The sequence below is a fragment of the Actinotalea sp. JY-7885 genome (assembly GCF_014525465.1).
Lineage (GTDB): Bacteria > Actinomycetota > Actinomycetes > Actinomycetales > Cellulomonadaceae > Actinotalea.
Map to the genome: position 1 here is coordinate 1 of NZ_JACEXH010000274.1, position 2,791 is coordinate 2,791.

Consider the following 2,791-nt stretch of genomic DNA (forward strand, 5'->3'; position numbering starts at 1 on the left):
AGCGGGTACGCGCGGTGGGCCGCGTCCCGCAGCCCGTCCACCAGCGCGGCGAGCTCGGCGCGGGGCGCCGTCGGGCCGGGCGACGCGAGCCGACCCGCCCAGGCCGCTGCGCGCTCCCAGTCGACCTGGATCGGCGCGACGTCGGCGCTCGTCGCGGCGGTGGTCACGGCAGGACCGCGAGCTGCTGGACGAAGCCGTCGATGGCCGCGCGCGGCGCGGTCTGGCCGCGGGGCGTCGCCTCGGCGAGGACGGCGAACGCGAGCAGCCGCCCGGAGGAGGTCTGGACCGTGCCGGCGAGCGACGTGACGTTCGGCAGGCTGCCGGTCTTCGCGCGCACCAGGCCCCGCGCGGGTCCCGCGCCGAACCTCTCCGCGAGGGTGCCCTGCCAGCCGGAGACCGGGAGGTCGACCAGGACCGGCAGGAGCTTGGGGTTGGCGGGATCCGCGGCGGCCGCGACCAGACCGGTGAGCAGGGCGGCCGGCAGCGCGGACCCGGCGGCGAGCCCGCTGCAGTCCGCGAGCACCGCGCCCTGCGTCGGGAGCCCCTGCCGCCCCAGCTCGGCGACGACGGCGCTCGTCGCGCCCTCGAAGCTGCCCGGCAGGCCGTGCTCGATCGCGACGAGGCGGCCCAGCACCTCGGTGATGGTGTTGTCGGAGACCTGCACGGCGTAGCGCACGATCTCGCGGACGGGCGCCGACTCGACGCGCGCGAGCTCGAGCGCGTCCGCGGGCGCGGCGGCGCGGGTCGGCGCACCGGCGACGGCGATGCCCTGCTCCGTGAGCAGCTGGGCGAACGTCTGAGCGGTCTGCAGCGCGGGGTCCGGGTAGCGCGGCGGGTACTCGCCGGGCCGGATCTTCGCGATGTCGATCCCCAGCGGCGCGACGGCCGCGACGAAGCCGTCAGCGACGTCGGACGGGTCCCACGCGGGGTGGATGGCAGGCCCGGAGAACAGCGTGTCGTCCAGCTCGAGCGCCACCTGGCTCACGCCCGCGAGCCGGAGCTCGCGGGCGGTCTCCGCCGCGAGGTCGACGAGCCCGGCTCGGCCGACGACCGCGTCCGGCTGCCCCGCCCCCGCGGTGAGCATCATGTCGCCGCCGCCCACGAGCACGAGCCGACCGGGCTCCGGCTGGACGACCGTCGTGTCCAGGGTCCGCTCGGGCCCCAGCGCGGTGATCGCGGCGAGCGCGCCGAGCATCTTGGCGGTGGACGCCGGGACGCGCGGGGTCGCCCCGTCCACGTCGGCCAGCACCTCGCCGCTGAGCACGTCCGTGACCACGACGCCGGTCGAGGTGCCCAGGCGGGGGTCCGCGACCAGGTCCCGCGCGAGCGCCGTGACCTCCGTGGCCCCCGGTCCCGGGGCCGCCGGGTCGAGCGCCGGCACGACGGGGTCGACGTCGGGGGCCGGCACGGCGCCCGGCGCCGTCGGGAAGGGCGCGGCCGGCGCGGGGACCGGCTCGAGCGTGACCAGACCCGGCACGACGTCGTACGCGTCGGCCGCCGCGTAGCCGCCGGCCCCCAGGAGCAGCGTCACCGTGAGCGCCCCGGCCACCCTGCCCGCCCTGCTCATCCGCACCTCCCGCGTCGCCGCGGTGCCCCGCCCGCCTGCCGGTGCGCCACACTAGTCCCAGCACACCGCCGACCGTGGCGGCTACACCCCTGGGAGCGCACGTGGAGTTCGACGTCACCATCGAGATCCCGAAGGGTCAGCGCAACAAGTACGAGGTGGACCACGAGTCCGGCCGCATCCGGCTGGACCGCATGCTCTTCACCTCGACGCGCTACCCCGACGACTACGGGTTCATCGAGGGCACCCTCGGCGAGGACGGCGACCCGCTGGACGCGCTCGTGCTCCTGGAGGAGCCGACGTTCCCGGGCTGCCTGATCCGCTGCCGCGCACTGGGCATGTTCCGGATGCGCGACGAGGCGGGCGGCGACGACAAGGTGCTGTGCGTGCCGACCGGCGACCAGCGCGCGTCGTGGCGCCAGGACATCGACGACGTCAGCGAGTTCCACCGGCTCGAGATCCAGCACTTCTTCGAGGTCTACAAGGACCTGGAGCCCGGCAAGTCGGTCGAGGGCGCCCACTGGGTCGACAAGGCCGCGGCCGAGCAGGAGATCCGCAACTCGATCCAGCGCGCGGCGGACACCGGCTACTACGAGAAGCACGGTCAGCACTGACGCGTCGCTCCCGACGAGAGGCCGCACCACGAGAGGCCGCCCCGACCTGACGTCGGGGCGGCCTCTCGTGCGTACGGGCTGCGGCGCGGGCGCTGCCGACCGCTCAGGGCCGGCCGGCGTACGGCATGGTGCCGGCCCAGCGGATCGACGTGACGCGCACGTTGACCCCCGGCCGCGGCGCCTCGACCATCTGACCGTTGCCGACGAACATCGCGACGTGGGTGATGCTGCCGGGGTCGGCGCCGTTGCCGCCGTAGAAGATCAGGTCCCCCGGGCGCATGTCGCCGTAGGCGATCTTGCGCACCTGGCGGTACTGGTCGCGCGACGTGCGGTTGATGCCGATGCCCGCGGCCGACCAGGCCTTGCTCGTCAGACCCGAGCAGTCGAAGGCGTTCGGGCCGACCGCCCCGTAGCCGTACGCCTTGCCGACCTGGGCCACGGCCCAGGCGACGGCCGACGCGCCCTGTGCGGCCGAGCCGCGCTGCGACCCGGTCCCGAGACCGTAGGGGTCCGAGGGGGCGGGAGCGGGAGCCGGGGCCGGGGCCGGGGCCGGGGCGGGGGCAGGTGCGGGTGCGGGTGCGGGGGCAGGCGCGGGGGCAGGGGCGGGAGCCGG

The 2,791-nt window shown here is 76.2% G+C and carries 3 protein-coding genes; 1 reads left to right on the forward strand and 2 read right to left on the reverse strand.

Features of this window, described 5'->3' with window-relative positions; genetic code table 11:
• Positions 1 to 163: 163 nt before the first annotated feature.
• Positions 164 to 1,567: a D-alanyl-D-alanine carboxypeptidase/D-alanyl-D-alanine-endopeptidase gene (gene dacB / locus IDM29_RS16150; RefSeq protein WP_182113016.1), complete on the reverse strand. Its 1,404-nt coding sequence runs from the start codon at positions 1,565 to 1,567 to the stop codon at positions 164 to 166.
• A gap of 101 nt (positions 1,568 to 1,668) precedes the next feature.
• Here dacB and IDM29_RS16155 point away from each other — a divergent pair, with 101 nt between their 5' ends.
• Positions 1,669 to 2,178 (forward strand): inorganic diphosphatase, encoded by a 510-nt coding sequence (locus tag IDM29_RS16155; RefSeq protein ID WP_182113015.1) that lies wholly within the window; start codon positions 1,669 to 1,671, stop codon positions 2,176 to 2,178.
• Between the two features lie 103 nt (positions 2,179 to 2,281).
• Here IDM29_RS16155 and IDM29_RS16160 read toward each other — a convergent pair.
• A partial coding sequence (locus tag IDM29_RS16160) for a C40 family peptidase (protein WP_188037787.1) occupies positions 2,282 to 2,791 on the reverse strand: 510 nt, incomplete at its 5' end.

What these genes read in the sequence shown, in the direction of transcription:
- dacB (WP_182113016.1), bottom strand. Translation starts at nt 1,567, where the DNA reads ATGAGCAGGGCGGGCAGGGTGGCCGGGGCGCTCACGGTGACGCTGCTC.